Origin of the sequence: Microbacterium sp. RG1, from assembly GCF_005347485.1 — a bacterium.
In the GTDB taxonomy this organism is placed as follows: Bacteria; Actinomycetota; Actinomycetes; order Actinomycetales; family Microbacteriaceae; genus Microbacterium; species Microbacterium binotii_A.
This window is the reverse complement of sequence record NZ_CP034121.1, coordinates 2,077,822-2,102,328: the sequence shown is the minus strand read 5'-3', so window position 1 is coordinate 2,102,328 and position 24,507 is coordinate 2,077,822. Positions and strand designations below refer to the sequence as shown.

The 24,507-nt window shown below is 66.9% G+C and carries 20 protein-coding genes; 18 read left to right on the top strand and 2 right to left on the bottom strand.

All coding sequences use genetic code 11. From position 1 onward, the window contains the following. Nucleotides 1–19: 19 nt before the first annotated feature. The 4 genes from rpoB to EHF32_RS10195 all read left to right on the top strand — a co-directional run bounded on the left by rpoB (nt 20) and on the right by EHF32_RS10195 (nt 8,966). Complete coding sequence (gene rpoB / locus EHF32_RS10210) at nt 20–3,523, top strand: DNA-directed RNA polymerase subunit beta (protein ID WP_137418075.1); 3,504 nt, start codon at nt 20–22, stop codon at nt 3,521–3,523. Nucleotides 3,524–3,567: 44 nt separating this feature from the next. After that, a complete protein-coding gene (gene rpoC, locus EHF32_RS10205; protein WP_137418074.1) occupies nt 3,568–7,443 on the top strand; it encodes a DNA-directed RNA polymerase subunit beta' in 3,876 nt (1,291 codons plus the stop codon). A 111-nt stretch (nt 7,444–7,554) separates the two neighbouring features. Beyond that, the gene (locus tag EHF32_RS10200) at nt 7,555–8,292 is read left to right on the top strand and encodes an alpha/beta fold hydrolase (RefSeq protein ID WP_137418073.1); all 738 of its coding nucleotides are present in this window, start codon (nt 7,555–7,557) and stop codon (nt 8,290–8,292) included. A 62-nt stretch (nt 8,293–8,354) separates the two neighbouring features. Beyond that, nucleotides 8,355–8,966: a hypothetical protein gene (locus tag EHF32_RS10195; protein ID WP_161594089.1), complete on the top strand. Its 612-nt coding sequence runs from the start codon at nt 8,355–8,357 to the stop codon at nt 8,964–8,966. A 6-nt stretch (nt 8,967–8,972) separates the two neighbouring features. Here the strand turns inward: EHF32_RS10195 and EHF32_RS10190 are convergent, their stop codons facing one another. Next, nucleotides 8,973–9,563 carry a hypothetical protein gene (locus tag EHF32_RS10190; protein ID WP_137418071.1) on the bottom strand — a complete coding sequence of 197 codons (591 nt, stop codon included), beginning with the start codon at nt 9,561–9,563 and terminating at the stop codon, nt 8,973–8,975. Between the two features lie 113 nt (nt 9,564–9,676). Here EHF32_RS10190 and EHF32_RS10185 point away from each other — a divergent pair, with 113 nt between their 5' ends. The 12 genes from EHF32_RS10185 to EHF32_RS10130 all read left to right on the top strand — a co-directional run bounded on the left by EHF32_RS10185 (nt 9,677) and on the right by EHF32_RS10130 (nt 21,289). Further along, entirely contained in the window at nt 9,677–10,654 is a 978-nt protein-coding gene (locus EHF32_RS10185) for an ABC transporter (protein WP_137418070.1), read from the top strand. Further along, entirely contained in the window at nt 10,654–11,139 is a 486-nt protein-coding gene (locus EHF32_RS10180) for a hypothetical protein (RefSeq protein WP_137418069.1), read from the top strand. The genes EHF32_RS10185 and EHF32_RS10180 overlap by 1 nt, the downstream gene beginning before the upstream one ends. A gap of 69 nt (nt 11,140–11,208) precedes the next feature. After that, complete coding sequence (locus tag EHF32_RS10175) at nt 11,209–11,871, top strand: spermidine/putrescine ABC transporter substrate-binding protein (protein ID WP_137418068.1); 663 nt, start codon at nt 11,209–11,211, stop codon at nt 11,869–11,871. 12 nt (nt 11,872–11,883) lie between these two features. Beyond that, nucleotides 11,884–13,470 (top strand): DUF5684 domain-containing protein, encoded by a 1,587-nt coding sequence (locus EHF32_RS10170; RefSeq protein ID WP_137418067.1) that lies wholly within the window; start codon nt 11,884–11,886, stop codon nt 13,468–13,470. Nucleotides 13,471–13,758: 288 nt separating this feature from the next. Continuing rightward, the gene (rpsL, locus tag EHF32_RS10165) at nt 13,759–14,127 is read left to right on the top strand and encodes a 30S ribosomal protein S12 (protein WP_036318318.1); all 369 of its coding nucleotides are present in this window, start codon (nt 13,759–13,761) and stop codon (nt 14,125–14,127) included. Between the two features lie 5 nt (nt 14,128–14,132). After that, entirely contained in the window at nt 14,133–14,603 is a 471-nt protein-coding gene (gene rpsG / locus EHF32_RS10160) for a 30S ribosomal protein S7 (RefSeq protein WP_137418066.1), read from the top strand. Nucleotides 14,604–14,671: 68 nt separating this feature from the next. After that, nucleotides 14,672–16,786: an elongation factor G gene (fusA, locus tag EHF32_RS10155; protein ID WP_137418065.1), complete on the top strand. Its 2,115-nt coding sequence runs from the start codon at nt 14,672–14,674 to the stop codon at nt 16,784–16,786. A 164-nt stretch (nt 16,787–16,950) separates the two neighbouring features. Beyond that, nucleotides 16,951–18,144 (top strand): elongation factor Tu, encoded by a 1,194-nt coding sequence (tuf, locus tag EHF32_RS10150; protein ID WP_137418064.1) that lies wholly within the window; start codon nt 16,951–16,953, stop codon nt 18,142–18,144. Nucleotides 18,145–18,232: 88 nt separating this feature from the next. Next, nucleotides 18,233–18,553, top strand: a complete 321-nt coding sequence (locus EHF32_RS10145) for a hypothetical protein (RefSeq protein ID WP_137418063.1) — start codon at nt 18,233–18,235, stop codon at nt 18,551–18,553. A gap of 75 nt (nt 18,554–18,628) precedes the next feature. Continuing rightward, the gene (locus EHF32_RS10140; protein ID WP_161594088.1) at nt 18,629–19,168 is read left to right on the top strand and encodes a VanZ family protein; all 540 of its coding nucleotides are present in this window, start codon (nt 18,629–18,631) and stop codon (nt 19,166–19,168) included. Nucleotides 19,169–19,214: 46 nt separating this feature from the next. Further along, a complete protein-coding gene (locus EHF32_RS10135) occupies nt 19,215–20,312 on the top strand; it encodes a glycosyltransferase (protein WP_137418061.1) in 1,098 nt (365 codons plus the stop codon). Nucleotides 20,313–20,530: 218 nt separating this feature from the next. Then, nucleotides 20,531–21,289 carry a glycosyltransferase family 4 protein gene (locus EHF32_RS10130; RefSeq protein ID WP_137418060.1) on the top strand — a complete coding sequence of 253 codons (759 nt, stop codon included), beginning with the start codon at nt 20,531–20,533 and terminating at the stop codon, nt 21,287–21,289. Here the strand turns inward: EHF32_RS10130 and EHF32_RS10125 are convergent. Further along, on the bottom strand, nt 21,269–22,573 hold the full coding sequence (locus EHF32_RS10125) for an O-antigen ligase family protein (RefSeq protein ID WP_161594087.1): 1,305 nt from the start codon (nt 22,571–22,573) through the stop codon (nt 21,269–21,271). The genes EHF32_RS10130 and EHF32_RS10125 overlap by 21 nt on opposite strands. A gap of 129 nt (nt 22,574–22,702) precedes the next feature. Between EHF32_RS10125 and EHF32_RS10120 the strand changes: the two genes are divergently transcribed. Both EHF32_RS10120 and EHF32_RS16185 read left to right on the top strand, forming a co-directional pair. Further along, nucleotides 22,703–23,911, top strand: a complete 1,209-nt coding sequence (locus tag EHF32_RS10120; RefSeq protein ID WP_137418058.1) for a hypothetical protein — start codon at nt 22,703–22,705, stop codon at nt 23,909–23,911. 2 nt (nt 23,912–23,913) lie between these two features. After that, nucleotides 23,914–24,501, top strand: coding sequence for an acyltransferase (locus EHF32_RS16185; protein WP_137418057.1), 588 nt, complete (start codon nt 23,914–23,916; stop codon nt 24,499–24,501). Nucleotides 24,502–24,507: the final 6 nt, after the last annotated feature.

Below are 24,507 nucleotides of genomic sequence, written 5' to 3'. Positions count from 1 at the left end.
GGCCCATGGAGGTTATCCCTTGGCTGCCGCGCCCCACGCAAGCACCCCCACCACCAAGACCCCCAAGAACGGACGCGGCGCTTCGCGTCTGTCCTTCGCGAAGATCACCGACACGCTGACGGTCCCCGACCTTCTCGCGCTGCAGACGGAGTCCTTCGACTGGCTCGTCGGCAACGACGCCTGGAAGGCACGTGTCGCCGAGGCGCAGGCCGCAGGTCGCACCGACGTGCCGGCCACGAGCGGTCTCGAGGAGATCTTCGAGGAGATCTCCCCGATCGAAGACCTCAGCGAGACGATGCAGCTGAGCTTCACCAACCCCTACCTCGAGCCCGAGAAGTACTCCATCGAGGAGTGCAAGGAGCGCGGCAAGACGTACGCGGCCCCGCTTTACGTCGAGGCCGAGTTCATGAACCACCAGACCGGTGAGATCAAGACGCAGACGGTCTTCATGGGCGACTTCCCGCTCCAGACCGACAAGGGCACGTTCATCATCAACGGCACCGAGCGCGTCGTCGTGTCGCAGCTCGTGCGTTCGCCCGGTGTGTACTTCGACCGCGTCGCCGACAAGACGAGCGACAAGGACATCGTCTCGGCCCGCGTCATCCCCAGCCGCGGCGCCTGGCTCGAGTTCGAGATCGACAAGCGCGACCAGGTGGGCGTGCGCATCGACCGCAAGCGCAAGCAGTCGGTCACCGTCTTCCTGAAGGCGCTCGGTCTGTCCAGCGAAGACATCATGAACGAGTTCGCGGGCTTCAGCTCGATCGAGGAGACCCTCGAGAAGGACACGATCCTCACCAAGGAAGACGCGCTGCGCGACATCTACCGCAAGCTCCGTCCGGGCGAGCAGGTCGCTGCCGAGGCTGCGCGTGCGCTGCTGGACAACTTCTACTTCTCGTCCAAGCGCTACGACCTCGCCAAGGTCGGCCGGTACAAGATCAACCAGAAGCTGGGTCTCGACACCCCGCTGACCGACTCGGTGCTCACGGTCGACGACATCGTCGCGACCATCAAGTACCTCGTCCGCCTGCACCGCGGCGACACGACCTTCGAGGGCGTGCGCGCCGGCAAGAAGGCCGAGATCCGCATCGACGTCGACGACATCGACAACTTCGGCAACCGTCGCATCCGCGCGGTCGGCGAGCTCATCCAGAACCAGGTCCGCACCGGTCTGTCGCGCATGGAGCGCGTCGTGCGCGAGCGCATGACCACGCAGGACATCGAGGCGATCACGCCGCAGACCCTGATCAACGTGCGTCCCGTCGTGGCGGCGATCAAGGAGTTCTTCGGAACCTCGCAGCTGTCGCAGTTCATGGACCAGAACAACCCGCTCGCGGGTCTGACCCACAAGCGTCGTCTGTCGGCGCTGGGCCCCGGCGGTCTGTCGCGTGAGCGCGCCGGCGTCGAGGTCCGTGACGTCCACCCCTCGCACTACGGCCGCATGTGCCCGATCGAGACGCCGGAAGGCCCGAACATCGGTCTGATCGGTTCGCTCGCCTCCTTCGCGCGCATCAACGCGTTCGGTTTCATCGAGACCCCGTACCGCCGCGTCGTGAACGGTCGCGTCACCACGGACATCGACTACCTCACCGCCAGCGAGGAGAACGACTTCATCGTCGCTCAGGCCGGTGTCGAGTTGACCGCCGAAGGCAAGTTCGCCAACGAGCGAGTGCTCGCCCGCCGCGGCCAGGGCGGCGAGGTCGACCTCTTCCCGGCCGAAGAGATCGGCTACATGGACGTCTCGCCGCGCCAGATGGTGTCGGTCGCGACCTCGCTGATCCCCTTCCTCGAGCACGACGACGCGAACCGCGCCCTCATGGGTGCGAACATGCAGCGCCAGGCCGTGCCGTTGGTTCGCAGCGAGTCGCCTGTGGTCGGAACCGGTATGGAGGGCTACGCGGCCGTCGACGCCGGTGACGTCGTCACCGCCAAGCGTTCCGGTGTCGTGGCCGAGGTCTCCGCCGACGTCGTCACCGTCCAGACGGATGAGGGCGGCACCGACGACTACTTCCTGCGCAAGTTCGACCGCTCCAACCAGGGCACGTCGTACAACCAGCGCGTCGTGGTCTCCGCCGGTGAGCGCATCGAAGCCGGCGAGGTCATCGCCGACGGTCCCGCGACCGAGAACGGCGAGCTCGCCCTCGGCAAGAACCTGCTCGTCGGGTTCATGACGTGGGAGGGTCACAACTTCGAGGACGCGATCATCCTCAGCCAGGAGCTCGTGAAGGACGACACCCTCTCCTCGATCCACATCGAGGAGTACGAGGTCGACGCCCGCGACACGAAGCTCGGCAAGGAGGAGATCACGCGCGACCTGCCGAACGTGAGCCCCGATCTGCTGAAGGACCTCGACGAGCGCGGCATCATCCGCATCGGTGCCGAGGTCCGCCCCGGCGACATCCTCGTCGGCAAGGTCACGCCCAAGGGCGAGACCGAGCTCTCGGCCGAGGAGCGCCTGCTGCGCGCGATCTTCAACGAGAAGAGCCGCGAGGTCCGTGACACCTCTCTGAAGGTGCCCCACGGTGAGCAGGGCACGATCATCGCCGTCAAGGAGTTCAACGCCGAGGACGGCGACGACGAGCTCGGCTCCGGTGTCAACCGCCGGGTCGTGGTCTACATCGCCCAGAAGCGCAAGATCACCGAGGGCGACAAGCTCGCCGGCCGCCACGGCAACAAGGGTGTCATCGCGAAGATCCTTCCCGTCGAGGACATGCCCTTCCTCGCCGACGGCACGCCGCTCGACGTCATCCTCAACCCGCTCGGTATCCCCGGTCGAATGAACTTCGGTCAGGTCCTCGAGCTCCACCTCGGCTGGATCGCCCAGCAGGGCTGGAAGGTCGAGGGCAACCCGGAGTGGGCCACGAACCTGCCGAAGGAGGCCTTCGAGGCCCCCGCCGGCACCAAGGTCGCCACCCCGGTGTTCGACGGTGCGTTCGAGTCGGAGATCGCGGGTCTGCTCGACTCGACGAACCCGACCCGTGACGGCGTGCGACTGATCGACTCCAGCGGTAAGACCACGCTGTTCGACGGTCGCAGCGGAGAGCCCTTCCCGGCACCGATCTCCGTCGGCTACATGTACATCCTGAAGCTGCACCACCTCGTGGACGACAAGATCCACGCGCGCTCCACCGGTCCGTACTCGATGATCACGCAGCAGCCGCTGGGTGGTAAGGCGCAGTTCGGCGGCCAGCGCTTCGGTGAGATGGAGGTGTGGGCCCTCGAGGCCTACGGCGCCGCCTACGCGCTGCAGGAGCTCCTCACGATCAAGTCCGACGACATCCTCGGCCGCGTCAAGGTGTACGAGGCGATCGTCAAGGGCGAGAACATCCAGGAGCCCGGTATCCCCGAGTCCTTCAAGGTGCTCATGAAGGAGATGCAGTCGCTCTGCCTGAACGTCGAGGTCCTCTCGGCCGACGGTACGGCTGTCAACCTGCGCGACACCGATGACGACGCCTTCCGCGCTGCGGAGGAGCTCGGCATCAACATCTCCAGCCGGTTCGAGTCCTCGTCCATCGACGAGATCTGACCCCGGCTCACTCACCGAGATTTATTAGGCACACAGGAGAACCAGTGCTCGAATCCACCACTTTCGACCAGATCCGCATCGGGCTGGCCACGGCCGACGACATCCGTCGTTGGTCCTTCGGCGAGGTCAAGAAGCCCGAGACGATCAACTACCGCACCCTGAAGCCCGAGAAGGACGGTCTGTTCGGCGAGCAGATCTTCGGACCCTCGCGCGACTGGGAGTGCGCCTGCGGCAAGTACAAGCGCGTCCGCTTCAAGGGCATCGTCTGCGAGCGCTGCGGCGTGGAGGTCACCAAGAGCTCCGTCCGCCGCGAGCGCATGGGCCACATCGAGCTCGCCGCGCCCGTCACCCACATCTGGTACTTCAAGGGCGTCCCCTCGCGCTTGGGCTACCTGCTCGACATGGCGCCGAAGGACCTCGAGAAGGTCATCTACTTCGCCGCCTACATGGTGATCTCCGTCGATGAGGAGGGCCGCCACCGCGACCTCCCCACCCACGAGAACAACCTGCGTCTCGAGATCAAGAACCTCGGCGACCGCCGCGACGCCCGTGTGGCTGCTCGCCTGGCGGCCCTCGAGGAGGAGCTCGCGACTCTCGAGGCCGAGGACGCCAAGGCCGACGCCAAGAAGAAGGCCAAGGATGCGGCCGAGAAGGAGATGGCTCTCATCCGCAAGCGCGGTGACGAGCAGATCGCCAAGCTCGAGCGCGTCTGGGAGGAGTTCCGCTCCCTCGAGGTCGGCGCCCTGAAGCCCGAGGACGAGATCTTCAACGAGCTCGTCGACCGCTTCGGTCAGTACTTCGAGGCGCACATGGGCGCGGAGTCGATCAAGCGCCGTCTGGAGAGCTTCGACCTGGCCGCCGAGGCCGACAGCCTGCGTCTGCAGATCTCCGAGGGCAAGGGCCAGCGCAAGATCCGTGCGATCAAGCGCCTCAAGGTCGTCAACTCGTTCCTGTCGACCGGTATGTCGCCGGCATCGATGGTTCTGGACGTCGTCCCGGTCATCCCGCCGGAGCTGCGTCCGATGGTCCAGCTCGACGGCGGCCGCTTCGCCACCAGCGACCTGAACGACCTCTACCGTCGCGTGATCAACCGCAACAACCGTCTTCGCCGTCTGATCGACCTCGGTGCTCCCGAGATCATCGTCAACAACGAGAAGCGGATGCTGCAGGAGGCCGTCGACGCGCTGTTCGACAACGGTCGTCGTGGTCGCCCGGTCACGGGCACCGGCAACCGCGCCCTCAAGTCCCTCAGCGACATGCTGAAGGGTAAGCAGGGTCGGTTCCGTCAGAACCTGCTCGGCAAGCGCGTCGACTACTCGGGCCGTTCGGTCATCATCGTCGGCCCGCAGCTCAAGCTGCACCAGTGTGGTCTGCCCAAGCAGATGGCCCTGGAGCTGTTCAAGCCGTTCGTGATCAAGCGCCTGATCGACCTCGGTCACTCGCAGAACATCAAGGCCGCGAAGCGCGCCGTCGAGCGTACGCGTCCCGAGGTCTGGGACGTGCTCGAGGAGATCATCCGCGAGCGCCCGGTGCTCCTCAACCGTGCTCCCACGCTGCACCGTCTGGGCATCCAGGCGTTCGAGCCGCAGCTCGTCGAGGGTAAGGCCATCCAGCTCCACCCGCTCGTGTGTGCCGCCTTCAACGCGGACTTCGACGGTGACCAGATGGCTGTGCACCTGCCGCTGTCGGTCGAGGCGCAGGCCGAGGCCCGCATCCTGATGCTCGCCTCGAACAACATCCTGAAGCCGTCGGACGGCCGTCCGGTCACCCTGCCCTCGCAGGACATGATCATCGGTCTCCACCACCTGACCACGGTCAAGGAGGGTGCCGTCGGTGAGGGCCGCGTGTTCGGTTCGGTCGGTGAGGCGATCCTGGCCAAGGACGAGGGCACCCTCGACCTGCAGGCCAAGGTCCGCATCCGCGTTCCCGGTCTGACCTTCCTCGAGGGCGAAGCCCCCGAGGGCTACGAGCGCCACGGTCTCGTCGACGCCTCGCTCGGTCAGGCGATCTTCAACGACACCCTTCCCAAGGGCTACCCGTTCGTGCGCGAACAGGCCGACAAGGGCAAGCTGTCGCAGATCGTCAACAAGCTGGCCGAGGAGTACCCCAAGGTCGAGGTCGCCGCATCCCTGGACCGCATCAAGGACGCCGGCTTCTACTGGGCCACGCGTTCGGGTGTGACCGTTGCGCTCAGCGACGTGCTGACCCCGCCGAACAAGGCGGACATCATCGCGGGCTACGAGAAGCAGGCCGCGAAGGTCCAGTCCCAGTACGAGAAGGGCCTCACGACCGACGCCGAGCGTCGTCAGGAGCTCATCAAGATCTGGACGGCTGCGACCGACGAGGTCCAGGCGGCCATGAAGAGCCACTTCCCGGCCGACAACACCATCAACCGGATGGTGAGCTCGGGCGCCCGTGGTAACTGGCTGCAGATCCGCAATATCGCGGGTATGCGTGGTCTGGTGAACAACCCGAAGGGTGAGATCATCGCCCGCCCGATCATCTCCTCGTACCGCGAGGGGCTGAGCGTGGCCGAGTACTTCATCGCGACCCACGGTGCCCGTAAGGGTCTCGCCGACACCGCTCTGCGTACCGCCGACTCGGGTTACCTGACGCGTCGACTCGTCGACGTGTCGCAGGACGTCATCATCCGCGAGGAGGACTGCGCCACGACCAAGGGTCTGGAGCTGCCCATCGCCGCCGCGGGTGCCGACGGGGTGCTCATCAAGGACGCCAACGTCGAGAACTCGGTGTTCGCCCGTACGCTCGCCGCGGACGTGGTCAGCCCGAGCGGTGAGGTTCTCGCCGAGGCCGGTTCGGATGTGGGCGACGTGCTCATCAACCGCCTGGTCGAGGGCGGCGTCACCTCCATCAAGGTGCGCTCGGTCCTGACCTGCGACTCCGCCGTGGGTGTGTGCGCGAAGTGCTACGGCCGCTCGCTCGCGACCGGCAAGGTCGTCGACATCGGCGAGGCCGTCGGCATCATCGCGGCCCAGTCGATCGGTGAGCCCGGTACCCAGCTGACGATGCGTACCTTCCACACCGGTGGTTCGGCATCCGCTGAGGACATCACGCAGGGTCTGCCCCGCGTGCAGGAGCTCTTCGAGGCGCGTACCCCCAAGGGTTCCTCGCCCATCGCGGAGGCCGACGGTCGCATCACGATCGAAGAGACCGAGAAGCAGAAGAAGGTCATCCTCACGCCGGACAACGGTGACGAGCCGCACGTCTACCCCGTGCTCAAGCGCGCCACCCTGCTCGTCGAGGACGGCCAGCGCGTCGAGGTCGGTCAGCCCCTCCAGGTCGGCACGCTCGACCCGAAGGAGATCATGCGCGTCATGGGCGCCCGCGAGGTGCAGAAGTACCTCGTCGGCGGTGTCCAGGGCGTGTACCGGTCGCAGGGTGTCCCGATCCACGACAAGCACATCGAGGTCATCGTCCGTCAGATGCTGCGCAAGGTCACCGTGGTCGACCACGGCGACACCACGCTGCTGCCCGGCGAGATGGTCGACTCGCGTCGCTTCATCGACATCAACCGTGCATCCGTCGCCGAGGGCAAGCGCCCCGCGTCGGGCCGCCCGGAGCTGATGGGTATCACGAAGGCCTCGCTCGCGACCGAGTCGTGGCTGTCGGCCGCTTCCTTCCAGGAGACAACCCGCGTTCTGACGCAGGCCGCGATGGAGGGCAAGAGCGACCCGCTCGTGGGCCTGAAGGAGAACGTGATCATCGGAAAGCTGATCCCCGCGGGGACCGGCCTGTCGAAGTACCGCAATGTCACGGTCGAGGCGACCGAAGAGGCCAAGAGCGAGCGGTACCCCAACCGCATCTTCGCCTCGGACGGTGCGTACAGCGACTCCGACCTGAGCTACGTCGACTTCGACAGCTTCTCGACGGACGACTTCACGCCCGGGACCTATAACTGATCCCCGACTGACGACGAAGGCCCCCGAGCTCCGGCTCGGGGGCCTTCGTCGTTCCCCGTCCGCACAGCAGGCATTCGGCTCGCGCCAAGCCCCGCGGGCTACCGTTCCGGCATGCAGCTCGCTGTTCGCTCCTCTGGCTCCGGTGCGCGCACCGCGATCCTCATCCACGGCATCATGTCCGACTCACGGGCGTGGCACCGCGTGAGCGACGACCTCGAGGCGGCCGGCTTCCGTGTGCTCGCCGTCGACCTGGCCGGACACGGCCGGAGCCCCCGCGCTCGGAGCTACTCGCCGGCCGCCTGGGCCGAGGATGTCATCGAGACGCTGGAGCCGATGCTGGGGCATGATGCGCCGGATCTGATCGTCGGGCACTCCCTCGGAGCACTCGTGGCGAGCATGGTGGCCGAGCGGCTCGCGCCCCGCGCCGCCGTCTACGTGGACCCCGCCTTCGCCTTTCCGCGTGGAGTGCGAGGGCTCGCGTACAAGCTCGCCTTCGCCGTCGCCCCGAAGCCGCGTCGGGCGATGCTGCGGCGCATGAACCCCGGCTGGAGCACGCAGGACATCGACCTCGAGCTGTCATCGTTGCAGGCCTGGGACAAGCGCACCATCCTCGGCCTCGCCGACACCCGTGCCCTCGTCGCGCCGCGTCGGCCCCGGCAGCCGAGTCTCGTCGTGCTGGCCGAGAAGAGCCTGCTGATCACCCGTACTGTCGCCGCGGCCATGCGCGGTGACGGGCTCACCGTCACGGTGCTGCCGGGGTCGGGGCACACCGTCTTCCGCGACGACCACGCGGGGTTCATGGGGCTCGTCCACGGCTGGATCGCCGATCACGTCCCCGCCCGCGTCTGAGGCCGCGTGCCGCTGCCTCGCTTCGCGGGATGCGACGCGTAGCGTGGACGGGGGAGGTCGGCGTGGCACGGATCGGCGGTCGCAACAGCTTCATGGCGTGGGTCGTGGGGCTCGGCAGTGCTGCCGTGGTGGCGGCGCTGGTGGTCCTTGCGATCCCGGCGATCCCAGCGGGCATCCAGATGCTCGGCGACACCCTGCGCTCCTCCACATCCGCCCCGGTCGCTCAGGGGGAGACGGTCGCCCCTCAGCCCGTCTCGTCGACCCCGCTGTGCCAGGGCCTCTACACGGAGGCACTGTGGGCGGAACTCACCCAGCGCGCCGGGGGAGTGCCGGTGCAGGACGCGAGTGCGCCGCGCGTCTCAGCGACGACGCTGGAGGCCTCGCTCGCACCCGAAGTGACGGTGTCGTGCACGTTCACCGGTATCAACACCGGTTCCATCGTGACGACGGTGGCGAAGGTGGATGCGGACGCCGCCCGTCTCGCCCGCTCGACACTGGAGACGGCGGGCTACGCGTGCGGCGACTTCGGCGACGGCGTGCGTTGCCGGCTGGCGACCGCGGAGGGCTCGGAGGACCAGGTCATCCGAGACGGCACGTGGCTGGCCAGCGTGTTCACGGGGTGGCACCCCGACCGCTACACGGAACGCGTCGCGCTGCAGCTCTGGCCGAGCTGAGCGCGCTCAGTCGAAGACGCGCGAGATGACCGCATCCGTGTAGCCGGACGGCGCGAGCCCGACGTACTGCGTGTCGATCAGTACGTCGTCGCGCCAGAACAGCGTGCGCCCGTCGTTGACCGGGTACTGCGGGTCCACCCAGACCTTCTCGCACCGGGTTCCGTTGTTCGGGGTGTAGCAGCTGAAGCCCTCGCCGACGAGCGCATTGAGCATGTCGAGAGCCGGTCCGCGCGACTTCTTCGAGATCGTGGTCGTGAGCCTGCCGGTGTCGGTCGCGGGGCTTCCCCAGATACAGGTGAGGCTGCCGTCGGCCTGCGCACCGGCCGCCCCGAATGCCGGGTCGTTGAGCGGCACGTCGGCAAGCTGAGCGAGCACCGCGTCGGAGAGGATCTCGCGGCAGTCCGTGGGAATCGCCACGGGGCTCGCCGTGGGTGTCGGGGTTGCCGTCGGAGTCGGCGTGGCCGAGGACGACGGGCCGAGCGTGGAGCCGGTCGGTGCAGGCGAGGGATCCGGTGCGCAGCCCGCGAGGACCAGCAGAGCGAGAAGAGAACAGGACGCCGCGAGCAGGGTGGTCTTCGAACGATGGCGCAGCGTCATGGGGTCAGGTTAGCCGCACGGATCGCCGCGCGCCGCGCGCCTGACCCGGCCCGACGCGACCCGGCGTTACCCTCGGGAAGCGGATGTGCACCCCCGCTGAAGGAGCGACAGCGATGACCGAGCAGAAGACGCCCTCGGCCGGCGAACCCGTGGAGGAGCCGACCGTCGTCGTGGACGACGTCGTGGGCAACGCGAACGAGGCCCTGGCCGACGCGGAGGCCGCTCAGCGCACGGCGACCGGAGAGCAGGACGTCGCCTCCGAGCACGTCGTCGAGGAGGACGTGGTGGTCGTCGAGACCCCGACCTCCGACGGCGAGCGTGTCGTCGAGGAGGTCGTCGTGACCGAGGCGACGACCGACCAAGGCCGTGCCGACGACGACGTCCCCTGGTACGACCGCCCGGAGACCGTCCCCATGGACCCCGAGCCCGCTGCGACGACGGCCATTCCGGCTGCTGCCGCAGCGACGACGGTGGCCCCGGTCGCGGCGCCGGAGCCGGCCTACACCAGCGCCGCTGCTCAGCCGATCTTCGTGCAGGCGCCGGAGGCGCCCCGTCCCCGCGGCAACCGCGGTGCCGCGGGTGCGATCGGCCTGCTTGCCGCCCTCGCCTTCGCCGTCCTGTCGTTCGGCGTGCTCTTCGCCTTCGGCTACTTCTACGGCGGTCTGGGCACCGTGGAGAACGACCCCGCCGAGCTCGCCCTCTCCCTGATCGGCTCGTGGACCTTCTGGATGCCGGTGGTCGTCTTCTACCTCGGCTTCTGGTTCCTCGGCGCGATCCTCAACCGTGCGCGCTGGGCCCACTGGGTCATCTGGGGCCTGCTCGTCGGCGTCGCCGCGTACGCGGGCTCCCTTCTCGGCATCCTGTTCCAGGCGCCGTTCTGGGAGCTGACCGCCCGCCAGGGGGCGGAGCTCATGCAGGTCTCGCTGTTCTCCCCGTTGCCGATCCTCGCCTTCGTGCTCGGTCGTGAGCTGACGGTGTGGTTCGGTGCGTGGGTCGCCGCCCGCGGACGCCGCGTCACCGCGCTCAACGACGAGGCGCAGCGCGAGTACGAGCGCACCCTCGAAGCGGGCCCGCAGCTCCACCAGGTCTGATGTCGCAGCCGGACGCACCGCGCACTCCGCCGGTGCGTCCGGCTGTCGCCATCGCACTGACGCTCGCGGGGTTCTTCGCCCTGATGATCGCCGCGTTCGGGATGGTGAGCCTGCTCGCGGACGTCGAGGTCGTTCCGGTGGCGGGTGTCGGGCAGGCGCCCGGAATCGTCGGAGTCGTCGTCGCCTGCGGCGTCTACGCCGGTGGCACAGCCTTCGTGCTCAGGCCGGGCAACCCCGCCTACACCGGGGCGCTGTTCGTCGCGGTCGCCGTGTGGTTCGGGTACAGCCTCAGCGCCGGAGTCGCGGGCGCCGTCGCGTCAGAGGATGTGGCGGTGGGGCTCTCGCTCATGGCTCGTCTGCTGACCGGGTGGCAAGGGGGCGTGGTGGGTATCGCGGCGGCAACAGCCGCGTGGTGCGCGATCGCGCTCGTCCGTACCCACGCCGGGCGTCCGCGGTGGCCCTGGGAGGGCCCTGACGAGGTCTGATCGCGGACTCGACCGACCGGATGCGTGGATTTCCCGCGGAAAGACGCGGGTGGCGGCTACCTTTAGAGCGTGGAGCGCTCGCTCGAGACGCAGGTGAGCCAGGCCGTCGACGCCTGGCTGCGTTGGCTGCCCCGCTGGGAGCCGGCGACGCACCGCGGGCGTCTCGCGGTGTGCCGCCGTTGCCTGGGCTCGCCGATCCTCTCGGCCGCAGGCCTTGGCGGCGACGTACCCCATGCCGTGCAGCACGGCTTGTCCACCCGCCTGAAGACGGTCGTCGACCACGCCGTCGCGGAGTACACGGCGCGCAATCTCCCCCTGCTCCAGTCCGAGCTCGACCAGCAGGCGACTCGCAACAGGGCCCGCAGTTACCGACCCACGGAGGACCTCGAGCCCGAGTACGACGGACTGCCGCTGGACCCGGACCCGATCCCGGGTGCGCCCTTCCTCTTCACGCTGGCGGGCATGGCCGCCGATGCGGATGCGGGCATCCCCGCGCTCCCTCCGCTGTCCGATGAGGCGAAGGCAGCGCTGCGTCACGAGGTGGCGCTGGCCGACGACTACGCGAACCTGATCGGACGCGAAGTATGCCAGGTGCTGTTGCATCACCGCATCCGCATCCAAGCAGCGGTCGCGAAGTATGTAGAACCGCAGATCACCGCCATGCTGGAAGAGTTGACGCGTTCGCTCGACGTTCCTTTCGACCCCAGAGACCTCGACGGTCCCACTCCCTGAGGCAGTTCATCCATGCTCAACGCACTCGTCGCCGCTTACTCCTCGCCGTTGGTCCCCGACGCAGGAACCGTCGTGCTCCTCGTGCTCGTGTCGCTCGTGCCGTCGCTCCTGGTCTACGTCTGGGGGGCGCTCGCGCTGTCACGGGTGTACGCGAAGCTCGGCATCGAGGGCTGGAAGGCCTGGATCCCGGTCTACAACGTCGCGGTCCTGTTCATCATCGGCGGTCTGAGCCCCTGGCTCCTCCTGCTCTACCTCATCCCGTTCTTCGGGCAGATCTTCGTCTACGTCGCCTTCATCACCGCCGCGCATCGCGTGAACGTCATGTTCGGACAGGGCGTGGGCATGACGGTGCTGGCCGCCTTGCTGTTCCCCGTCTGGGCGAGCGTTCTGGGCTTCGGTTCCGCCAGGCCGATCGAGCAAGGTGCTCCGCGCCAGGCGGCAGGCGGAGTCGAGGACCTTCTCGGATTCGCGCCGCAGTACGCCCCGGCCGCCGACGAGTTCGGCGCCCGCCGCGACGTGCCGTCGCCCTCGGCATGGATCCCTCCGGCGCCGCCTGCGCCCGGTGCCCCGGCAGCGGCCCCCGCCACCGCAGCCATGCCCATCGCCGGAGCATGGGGCGAGCCGCCTCTGCCGCCCGCGCCGTCGGCACCCGCCGCTGATCCCTACGCGCCGGCTGAGCCCTACGCCGCGGCTCCCGCGGACCCGTACGCCGCACCCGCTGGTGCGCCTGCGGTCGATCCCTACGCGGCGCCCGCACCGGGCGCCTACGCCGCACCTGCAGTCCCCGCGCCCGTCGCAGACCCCTACGTTCCGTCGGCGCCGGCAGCCCCTGCCTACGACGCGTTCCCGACGCCCGCCGCCGATCCCTACGCGCCGCCTGTCGCCGATGCGCCCGCGGCTCCTGTCGACGATCCCTACGTCGCGCCGGCCTCGGCCGAGCCCGCTCCGGTGATGTCCTGGTGGCAGCCGGCCATCGTCGAGGAGGAGGCCGCACCCGCGGCCGCGACGCCGGCGTGGGTGGAGCCGGAGACGCCCGCGGCGGCGGAATCGGCGCCGTCCGACTCGTTCGTGCCGCCCGCGGCACCTCCCGTGCTGCGGGAGTCCTTCGTCGCCGAGCCCGACGCGTTCCCCGAAGCCTCGGGCGAGGTGTCGGCGGTGGCCGGAGCGCCGATCGCGGGCATGCCGCGGCCGGCGGCCGCATCCGTCGCCGCATCGCGGCCCGGCGTCGGCGACATCGTCGAGGACACCGTCATCGCCTCGCGTCGTCGGCCCAAGTGGGCGCTCCTGCTGCCCGACGGATCGCCCATGGAGCTCACCGGCGATGCCGTCGTGCTGGGGCGTCGGCCCGTCCCCGTCCACGCCGCACCCGGCGCGCAGCTGGTGACCGTCGTCGACGACACGCGCACGGTCTCCAAGACGCACGCCCTGCTTCGTCGTCGTGCGGATGCCTGGATGGTGAGCGATCTGGACTCCACGAACGGCGTCGTCGTGTTCGCCGCACAGGAGGAGATCGACGTCGCGCCGGGCACCGAGCACGAGGTGACGGAGCGTTTCCTCCTGGGCGACGCGGAGCTGCGCATCGTGCGCGCGGACGCATGATCGCGGTCGTTTGACCGCATCCCGATTCGGCGCGTATCATTGAGCGGGTGTGCGCTCGCGCGCGCCCTGCGTCGTGCCCGGCACGAACAGGGTGAACGGGAGCACACCATCTCAGGGAACGGCCTGCGAACAGGCCACCCCCACGGCATATCCACCAACGAAACGGGCGTCAGTCATTCTGCCGCCCCGGTGGGTCCGCGTGAGCCCTCTCCGACACGAATCGCAAGAATCCGTCGGAGCGGGGGAGACCACGACGCTGTCACCGTGCAGCACTGACAAGGAGAGAACGTGCCAACTATTCAGCAGTTGGTTCGCAAGGGGCGCACGCCGAAGGTCACCAAGACCAAGGCTCCCGCGCTGAAGTCGAACCCGCAGCAGGCCGGTGTCTGCACCCGCGTGTACACCACCACCCCGAAGAAGCCGAACTCGGCGATGCGCAAGGTCGCTCGTGTGAAGCTCCGCAACGGCACCGAGGTCACCGCCTACATCCCCGGCGAGGGCCACAACCTGCAGGAGCACTCGCTCGTGCTGGTGCGCGGCGGTCGTGTGAAGGACCTCCCCGGTGTGCGTTACAAGATCGTTCGTGGCGCCCTGGACACCCAGGCCGTCAAGAACCGCAAGCAGGCCCGTAGCCGCTACGGCGCGAAGAAGGGTTGAGTTAGATGCCTCGTAAGGGTCCCGCCCCGAAGCGTCCGGTCGTCAACGACCCGGTCTACGGCGCACCGATCGTCAGCCAGCTCGTCAACAAGATCCTCGTCGACGGCAAGAAGTCCCTCGCCGAGTCGATCGTCTACACGGCGCTCCGCGGCGTCGAGGCCAAGAACGGCCAGGACGCGGTCGCGACGCTGAAGAAGGCGCTCGACAATGTCCGTCCCACCCTCGAGGTCAAGAGCCGCCGCGTCGGTGGCTCGACCTACCAGGTGCCGGTCGAGGTTAAGCCGCACCGAGCGAACACCCTGGCGCTGCGCTGGCTCGTCAGCTACGCGAAGGGTCGTCGTGAGAAGACGATGACCGAGCGTCTGCAGAACGAGATCCTCGACGCCTCGAACGGCCTCGGTGCCGCGGTCAAGCGCCGCGAAGACACCCACAAGATGGCCGAGTCGAACCGCGCCTTCGCGCACTACCGCTGGTAATCAGCAGCTCGGCGCCGGCCGGGCCACCGCCCCGGCCGGCGCACCCGACAACACGTAAGGACATCCCCGTGGCACAAGAAGTGCTCACCGACCTCAACAAGGTCCGCAACATCGGCATCATGGCGCACATCGATGCCGGCAAGACGACGACGACCGAGCGCATCCTCTTCTACACGGGCGTCAACCACAAGATCGGTGAGACGCACGACGGCGCTGCGACCACCGACTGGATGGAGCAGGAGCAGGAGCGTGGCATCACGATCACCTCCGCCGCTGTGACCTGCTTCTGGAACAAGAACCAGATCAACATCATCGACACCCCCGGCCACGTCGACTTCACGGTCGAGGTCGAGCGCTCGCTTCGCGTGCTCGACGGCGCCGTCGCCGTCTTCGACGGCAAGGAGGGCGTCGAGCCCCAGTCCGAGACGGTGTGGCGTCAGGCCGACAAGTACGACGTGCCGCGCATCTGCTTCGTCAACAAGATGGACAAGCTGGGCGCCGACTTCTACTTCACCGTCGACACGATCGTGAACCGCCTGAAGGCCAAGCCGCTCGTGCTGCAGCTGCCCATCGGTGCCGAGAACGACTTCGTCGGTGTCATCGACCTCGTCGAGATGCGCGCTCTGGTGTGGCCCGGCGATGCCAAGGGTGACGTCACGATGGGTGCGAAGTACGAGATCCAGGAGATCCCGGCCGACCTCGCCGACCGCGCTGCCGAGTACCGCGAGAAGCTGCTCGAGACGGTCGCCGAGAGCGATGAGTCGCTGCTCGAGAAGTACTTCGGCGGCGAGGAGCTCTCGCTGGCCGAGATCAAGGGCGCGATCCGCAAGCTCACGATCAACTCCGAGGTCTACCCGGTCCTGTGTGGCTCCGCGTTCAAGAACCGCGGCGTGCAGCCGATGCTGGACGCGGTCGTCGACTACCTCCCCTCACCCCTGGACGTGCCCGCCATCGAGGCGCACGACCCCAAGGACGAAGAGATCGTCATCGAGCGTCACGCCGACCGCGACGAGCCGTTCGCGGCGCTCGCGTTCAAGATTGTCACGCATCCCTTCTTCGGTCGTCTGACCTACATCCGCGTGTACTCGGGTCACCTCGACTCCGGTGCCCAGGTCGTGAACGCGACCAAGGGCAAGAAGGAGCGCATCGGAAAGATCTTCCAGATGCACGCCAACAAGGAGATGCCGGTCGACTCGGTGACCGCCGGTCACATCTACGCCGTCATCGGCCTGAAGGACACCACCACCGGTGACACCCTCTCCGACAGCACCAACCAGGTCGTCCTCGAGTCGATGACGTTCCCGGAGCCGGTCATCGAGGTCGCCATCGAGCCCAAGACCAAGGCCGACCAGGAGAAGCTGGGTCTCGCGATCCAGAAGCTCGCTGAAGAGGACCCGACGTTCCGCGTCGAGCAGAACGCCGAGACCGGTCAGACGGTCATCAAGGGCATGGGCGAGCTCCACCTCGACATCCTCGTCGACCGCATGAAGCGCGAGTTCAAGGTCGAGGCCAACGTCGGCAAGCCCCAGGTCGCGTACCGCGAGACGATCCGCAAGACCGTCGAGCGTCACGACTACACGCACAAGAAGCAGACCGGTGGTTCGGGTCAGTTCGCCAAGATCCAGTTCGCGCTGGAGCCCCTCGAGGTCACGGCGGACAAGACGTACGAGTTCGAGAACAAGGTCACGGGTGGCCGTATCCCGCGCGAGTACATCAGCCCGACCGATCAGGGCTTCCAGGACGCCATGAACGTCGGCGTGCTCGCCGGCTTCCCCATGGTGGGCGTGAAGGCGATCCTGCTCGATGGTGCCTCGCACGACGTCGACTCCTCGGAGATGGCGTTCAAGATCGCGGGTTCCATGGGCTTCAAGGAGGCCGTCCGCAAGGCGAACCCCGTCATCCTCGAGCCGATCATGGCCGTCGAGGTGCGTACTCCCGAGGAGTACATGGGTGACGTCATCGGCGACCTGAACTCCCGTCGCGGCCAGATCCAGTCGATGGAGGATGCGGCCGGCGTCAAGGTCGTCCGTGCCAATGTCCCGCTGTCCGAGATGTTCGGTTACATCGGTGACCTGCGTTCGAAGACCTCCGGTCGCGCTGTCTACTCCATGGAGTTCGACAGCTACGCCGAGGTCCCGCGCAATGTCATGGACGAGATCGTTCAGAAGACGAAGGGCGAGTAATCTCCTCGGAGGTCTCGTCTGCGGACGGGGCGGTTTCGTCCCGTCCGCACTTCTGGCTCACAACTTCACACGACCCCTCTCTATTACACTGAGAACAATCCCCGTAGCGAGCCGGTCGCAACCCAGCGACCGGAGTCTCTACACGACGTCCTGAGGAGGACCCAGTGGCTAAGGCCAAGTTCGAGCGGACCAAGCCGCACGTGAACATCGGAACGATCGGTCACGTCGACCACGGCAAGACCACGCTCACCGCCGCGATCTCGAAGGTGCTCGCCGACAAGTTCCCGTCGGCCACCAACGTGCAGCGCGACTTCGCGTCGATCGACTCCGCTCCCGAAGAGCGCCAGCGCGGCATCACGATCAACATCTCGCACGTCGAGTACGAGACGCCCAAGCGTCACTACGCTCACGTCGACGCTCCCGGTCACGCTGACTACATCAAGAACATGATCACCGGTGCCGCTCAGATGGACGGCGCGATCCTCGTGGTCGCCGCCACCGACGGCCCGATGGCTCAGACCCGCGAGCACGTGCTGCTGGCCAAGCAGGTCGGCGTGCCGTACCTGCTCGTCGCCCTGAACAAGAGCGACATGGTCGATGACGAGGAGATCCTGGAGCTCGTCGAGCTCGAGGTTCGCGAGCTGCTGTCGTCGCAGGACTTCGATGGCGACAACGCCCCCGTCGTCCGCGTCTCGGGCCTGAAGGCTCTCGAGGGCGACGAGAAGTGGGTCAACTCGATCGTCGAGCTCATGGAGGCCGTCGACGAGTCCATCCCGGACCCGGTGCGCGACAAGGACAAGCCGTTCCTGATGCCCATCGAGGACGTCTTCACGATCACCGGTCGTGGCACCGTCGTTACGGGCCGCGCCGAGCGTGGCACGCTGGCGATCAACTCCGAGGTCGAGATCGTCGGCATCCGCCCGACGCAGAAGACGATCGTCACCGGTATCGAGATGTTCCACAAGCAGCTCGACGAGGCGTGGGCCGGCGAGAACTGTGGTCTGCTCCTTCGCGGCACCAAGCGTGACGACGTCGAGCGCGGCCAGGTCGTCGTCAAGCCCGGTTCGGTCACCCCGCACACCAACTTCGAGGGCACGGCGTACATCCTGTCCAAGGAGGAGGGCGGCCGTCACAACCCGTTCTTCACGAACTACCGCCCGCAGTTCTACTTCCGTACCACGGACGTGACCGGCGTCATCACGCTGCCCGAGGGCACCGAGATGGTCATGCCCGGTGACACCACGGAGATGTCGGTCGAGCTCATCCAGCCGATCGCCATGGAAGAGGGCCTCGGCTTCGCGATCCGTGAGGGTGGCCGCACCGTCGGCGCCGGCACGGTGACCAAGATCCTCAAGTAAGTCCTTCGGACTTCGCCGACAGGGGTCGGGCCTTCGGGCCCGACCCCTGTCGGCATATACGGAGTTCACCATCCGATACGCTCGTTCGGTGGCATCCCGATACCCCGTCTCGAAGCTCGCGCGCGCATTCGGGATCATCGCCATCGTCGATGCTCTGATCGCGGTGGCCGTGCCGCTGGGCATCGCCTTCGCCATGTATCGGGGCCTGACCGCCTCAGCGCTCAGTACTCCGCTCATCGGTCTCGTGGCCGCCGCGATCGCGCTCATCGGCTTGATCCTCTGCGTGCTCGGAGCGATCGCCGGAAGAGGCCAGCAGTCGGCGACGGTGATCATCGGTGCGCTGATGAACGCAGGAGTCCTCCTGGGGCTACTGCTCGCGGTCTTTCTCCCGATGCTCGCGGGGGCGTAGAACGCTTCGAGGAACGGTGCCCTAGTATTGCCGTTCAACGCATGCCACGGGGGACGGCGGGGAACGAGCATGTCGATGTCTGCGCACGAGACCGAAGCTTTGCTGGAGCAGTGGGGGCGGAGCGACTCGTCCGCGCGTAAGCCCGCTCCCAGCCGACTGCGTCTCGGTATCGCGCTGGCGGGTCTGATCGCCTATATCGGTGTCGTACTCGCTGCCACGCTGTCGCCGACGCCCTTGGATGCCGGCTATGACGTCGCCATCGAACGCTTCCTGGGCGTGCTGCATCGAAACGGCATCCCCGAGTGGTTCGGCTACAGCAAGCTGGAGTTCACTGCGAACATCGTAATGTTCGTACCGCTCGGGTTCCTGCTCGCGCTTGCCCTTCCCCGCAAGGCGGTGTGGGCTGTCATCCTCATGATCCCGGCGTTCTCGGGCGCGATCGAGCTCTTTCAGGCCACCTTCCTCGCCGCGCGCTTCGCCTCGGTGCTCGACGTCGTCGCGAACACCACGGGAGGCTACCTGGGCGCGATCCTCGCGATCATGCTTCGCGCCGTCGTCGATGCCCGCGACCGCAAGCTCATCGCCCGAGCCCTTTGGGAGCGTGGGGTGCGCTGAGGTGCCCGCAGCGGGTCAGGTAGGCTGTTGCGGTGGGTGGGGGATCATGACTGGCGTTCTCGTTCATGAATGGCTGGCCCCTCGCGGCGGGTCCGAGAACGTCTTCGAGGAGCTCGGGCGCATCTTTCCCGACGCGGAACGCTTCTGTCTCTGGAACGCGAGCGAAGGTCGTTTCGCTGATGTCCGAGAGACCTGGTTGGCGCGGACTCCTCTTCGCGGACGCAAGGCGGCGGCACTGCCTCTAATGCCCCTTGCCTGGCGGCAGCTTCCCGCGGCGGACGCAGAGTGGGTGCTTTGCAGCAGTCATCTCTTCGCGCATCACGCTCGTTTCGGTGGCCCTGCCCGCAGCGCACCCAAGCTCGTGTATGCACACACCCCGGCTCGGTACGTATGGGTGCCTGAGCTGGACGGGCGCGGCGGTGGCGCTGGGGCTCGAGCTGTTTCCCGCGCCCTAAAGCCGCTCGACCGCAGACGCGCGCAGGAGCCCGTCGCCATAGCCGCAAACAGCCGTTTCGTCGCGCAGCGGATCTCCGACACCTGGGAGCGCGAGTCAGTCGTCATCTATCCGCCGGTCGCGGTGGAGCGTTTCCATCGTGCCCCCGAGCTCAGCGCCACCGACACGTCTCGACTGAACGCCCTACCTAGTGAGTTCCTTCTGGGGGTTTCGCGGTTCGTGCCCTACAAGCAACTGGAACGAGTGATCGACGCGGGCATGGCGGCGGGCCTTCCGATCGTGCTGGCCGGATCCGGCCCGGACGAGGCGCGCCTGCGCAGGATCGGCGAGATGCGCCATCCCGGTTCTGTATTCTTCGTTGATCATCCCTCGACGGACCTCTTGAACGCGCTGTATCGCCGCGCACTGTCGGTGGTGTTCGCTCCGATTGAGGACTTCGGCATCATCCCCGTCGAAGCGATGGCGGCTGGTACGCCCGTCATCGCTAACGCGGTCGGAGGAGCTGCAGAGTCGGTCATCGATGGAGAGACTGGGGCGATCATCGCATCGTGGACGCCCGAAGAGCTTCTTGACGGGGTGGAACGCGCAACTGCTTCCCGCCCTGAGCGGTGTGTGGAGCGCGCAAACGAGTTCGGAGCGGATGTCTTCCACGAGCGGATCCGCTCGTGGGTGCAGGAGTGTCTGTCGTGAACGGACAGACCGAGGTCGCGCGTCTGTTCGTTGATGACAGGTGGTCCGGAGCTCACGGCATAGGGCGATACGCATCCGAAGTGCTCGCCCGGTTAAACACGCCGTGGCGCTCACTCGCGCTCTCAGGGCGTCCCTCCGGGCCAACGGAGCTCCTGCGTTCCGTTCCTGTCGGGCGGGACGATGCCCTCTACAGCCCCGGCTACAACACGTTCCTCGGCGTGCGGCGGCAGTTCGTCACGATCCATGACCTGATTCACCTTCGGGTGCCCGGCGTAGAGGGATTAAAATACAAGGGCTATTACGCGGCCGCGAGAGCGCTCGTGCGGCGAAGCGGTCTGGTGTTCACGGTCTCCGAGGCATCGGCGAACGACATCCGTACATGGCTGCGCGACGATGATGTCGAGATCGTGAACACGCGAGGCGGATGCTCTGACGCCTTCACCCGCGACGGCGATGCGCACGTCGAGGATGAGCCCTACTTCCTGTTTGTCGGCAACATGCGGGCGCACAAGAACATCAACTCATTCCTCGGTGCTCTCGCTCTCGTGCCCGTGAGGGGCGTCGTTGTGGTGCCCGTAGCCGAGCTTGAGGAGTGCAGGACGCGGGCCGTGCGGTACGGTGTCGCCGATCGCCTTTCGTTGCTCTCAGGCGTCGATGACGCCGAACTCGCCTGTCTCTATCGAGGGGCAGTGGCGCTTGTCTTCCCATCGCTGCATGAGGGGTTTGGGTTGCCTGCGCTGGAAAGCGTGCGCTGTGGTACTCCGGTGCTGTACTGGGCAGGATGTCCGTCGGTCGCGGAGATTGTCGGAGCCGACGGCGAAGCCGTCGCGTCTGAGCGGGATGCCGAGGCGTGGGCCGCAGCAATGTCGACGTCCATGATCTCTGGAGCGGACGTCGCCGGAGACCTCGCGGGAGCATTTACGTGGGAGGCGACCGCCGCGCGCGTGGACGCCGCGTTAGGCGGCGCGCTCGGCTGAAGCCGTTGGTGCGGTGTCATCGAGGTCCGGTCGGGCCTCGACCTCGGCTCTCGGGGCGACCGCGGCGGCTGCGAGCGCGAGCCCAGCTACGGCCCAGAGCTTCAAGTCCCAGAAGTACGACGTTCCCACGAACGCGACGGACGCGACGGCGAGCCAGCCGGTCGCTAGGGCGCTCGCCACGGGGCGCGACCAGCGGAAGGTCACGAGAAGCAGTGCCACAGCAATCGCAACTTGTAACAGGAGAACCATCGGGCCGCCGTCCAGGAGTGCCTGGAGGTACGCATTGTTGGCGACGACAGTGTTCGGCGAACTGCCAGCGATCACGAGATCATACTCCGGCGCATAGGCGAACAGGTTCCCCGGGCCGATGCCGAGCCAGAAGTTGTCCGCCAGGATCCGCAGCACACCGGAGGTGACGGCGAGTCGCGGCGCGTTCGAACTCACTTCTGTGGGATCAAGGATCGACGCCACTCGCTCGAAGAGGAAATGCGTCAGCGTGGGGAACACGATCAGGATTAACCCGGCCACTACGACAGCCGCCGTGGCTGCAACCACTAAAGTACGTGTGCGGGGGAGTCGTCGCGGGCGGCTGAGAACGAGAAGAACTCCAAGCAGCGGCAGCGTCAGGTAGGCAGCCCTCGTGTTCGCGAGCAGTGTAACGGCCACCAGGGCGACCACGAGCGGGATGCTTCCTCGGAGGAAGAACCCGGTTGGGGCGAGCCGGTGGCGGGCCACCACCGCGGAGATCACGAGCACCATGAAATAGCCGAAGTATCCGGACTCGTACAGGAACGAGGAGATTCGGGGCAGACCCCCGCCGAGATCTTCGTACGGGATCAGCTGGGGCCAACCTGAGATGCCAGCCGCGTACTGGTAAACACCGAAGGCAGCGGCGGCCACTCCGCCCCAGATGAAGGCGTCGAGTGCGGTGATCAGGCGAGATCGTGAACTGATGGCATAAACGCACGCGGCCAGCGGTACGACGGCGCCGAGGATGACCGTCACTATCTGGAGTAGTCCGGGCACCGGACGACGGCTGATGAGCGCTCCGATCATGAGCATTGCGAGAGCAGCAAGAATCAGCAGGCAGAGATGTCGTGGCAGCGCGGGCGGCAGGGCCTTCGCCGGCCTGTGGTCGGAGGTTGAGGCGCGAAGGCGGGCTAGGAGCGCGAGACTCAGTGCGGCGGCGAAGCAGACCGTCGGGACCTTGACGTTGAAGCCGAACATGGTGATGTTAAGCAGTCGATCCCACGATACGGTTGCGAGCGCGACCAGTACGAGCACGTGAGAAGCCGCGGGAATGCGCTGAGCTAGCATGGTGAGCGGCACTCCGCCAACCTACTCGATTTCCGGCGGTGTGCGTTTTGGGGAATGCGCGCTAGCAGTGGACTGTGGGTGCGTCAGGAGGGACACATGCGCCGCGCGCACGACACCGAATCGATCGTCTATTGCACGATCGTCGCAAGGAACTATCTTCCGCAAGCACTGGCCCTTCAGGAGAGCGTCGCTCGAGTGGAGCCAGGGCGCGAGCTGAAGATCATGGTTGTGGACGGCGATGTCCCTTCATCGATCGCGCCGCGGGACAACTGCGAGTTTGTCGGACTCGATTACCTGGGGCTCGGCGACCGTGAGGTGCACAACCTCGCGATGATCTACGACGTGGTGGAGCTTTCGACCGGCGTCAAGCCCCGTTTCCTGCAGCGCCTGCTCGAGTCCTACAAGCGCGCCGTGTACCTCGATCCGGACATGCAGGTGGTGTCACCGCTTGACGAGCTCCCCGCGCTCATCGATGAGTTCGGCGTCGTCTTGACGCCCCACATCCTCGAGCCAATCCCGCCGGGGGAGACGTTCACGTCGGAGATCAACACCTTGACCGTGGGGGTGCACAACCTCGGCTTCTGTGCTGTGGGTCCCGCGGGAGCGCCCTTCCTCGATTGGTGGTGGTCGCACCTCCAGCGGGAGTGCCTCATCTATCCGCTGCTAGGTCTCTTCGTTGACCAGAAGTGGACAGATATTGGCTCTGTGATGTTCGCGGCACACTCGCTACGCCATCGTGGATACAACATCGGGCATTGGAATCTTCAAGAACGTGAGATTGTCGTCCGAGCCGACGAGTACGAGATCGCCTCGAATGGTGATCCTGTGCGACTCATGCACTTCTCCGGCTTCGATCCGCGTGACCCCGAGGCCATCAGCGTGCGGCAGAACATCGACCTCCGAGACAAGGGGCTCGGCAACGATGCGCTGTTGACGCTGAGTCGTTCTTACGCAGAGGTTCTGTTGGCCGCGCAGCGCGAGCTCGGCGCGCAGCCTGCATATGGCTACGACAAGGACTCCAACGGGCGTGGGCTCAGCAAGCGTCTGCGTCGGGCGTATCGACGCGATCTCACCGACCCGACCGCCGCCGACCCGCCCTCGGCCTTCGACCCTTCGTGGCGGAGAGAGTTCGCCGCATGGCGCCGGCGCTCGCTGCGTAGCCAGACTCAGACGATGTCCACGGATGCGGCTATCGCCTTCAAGTACGCCTTTCCCGACACCTTTGGTCGTCTCAAGCGAGCCTTGCCGTCGGTCTTCGGGCGTGTGCGTGGCTCCCTGCTCCGTCGCAGTCAGATTCGGCGCTGATCGTGGCGCTCTGGGAGGGCGTCGACACCGTGCGTCGCGGCGTCCGCTCGGCCGTCGCGAGGACTCAGGGTCGAATGCTGGGCTGGCAGGGCGCGCATGTGCCATCCGGCAGCCAGATCATCGGACGGAAACGGATCCGTGTCGGAGTCGACTTCGACAGCCGTGGCCCGGTGTGGCTCGAGGCTGTCACTAACTATGCAGGCGATGAGTTCGCCTCGTCGATTACGATCGGAGCCCGCTTCCGTTCCTCGGGAGGAATTCACGTCGGAGCCGTTCAGTCCGTTGCGATCGGCGACGATTGTTTGACCGGCCGCAACGTCGCGATCGTCGACCACGATCACGGCGACTACCGGGGGGTGGTCGGGATGCTCCGTGCGATGCCCGCTCCCGTCGATCGTTCTCTGCGTGCCCGCGGGCGCATCATCGTCGGGGACCGCGTTTGGATCGGTGACAACGCGATCATCCTCGGCGGCGTCACTATCGGTGACGACGCCGTGATCGGCGCCGGTGCCGTCGTCACGCGCGACGTCCCGCCGGGCGGCATCGCGGTCGGCGCGCCCGCCCGGACTGTGCGGACCTACCTCGGATGAGCTGAC